Genomic DNA, 272 nt, shown 5'->3' on the forward strand with positions numbered 1-272 from the left:
CGCTCCCTCCTCGACTGGCTGGACTCGACCGGCATCGAGGCCGACGAGCTCACCGTCCACACCCCCGACCTCGACGACGTCTTCTTCGCCCTCACCGGCACCACCGACATCCCCGCCCAGCAGAACCAGCCCAAGGAGAACGTCCGATGAGCTCCCTCTCCCTCACCCTGCGCGACTCGTCCACGATGCTGCGCCGCAACCTCCTGCACGCCCGCCGCTACCCGTCGCTCACCCTGAACCTGCTGCTCACGCCGATCATGCTGCTGCTGCTC

2 pseudogenes are annotated in these 272 nt (G+C 68.0%); both read left to right on the plus strand.

What is annotated here, in order from left to right:
- A pseudogene (locus tag OO54_RS48225) lies at positions 1-150 on the plus strand (ABC transporter); the annotation flags it as partial.
- Positions 147-272: pseudogene (locus tag OO54_RS48230) on the plus strand (ABC transporter permease); the annotation flags it as partial. The pseudogenes OO54_RS48225 and OO54_RS48230, both read left to right, overlap by 4 nt.

Origin of the sequence: Streptomyces wedmorensis (assembly GCF_000716445.1) — a bacterium.
Lineage (GTDB): Bacteria > Actinomycetota > Actinomycetes > Streptomycetales > Streptomycetaceae > Streptomyces > Streptomyces wedmorensis.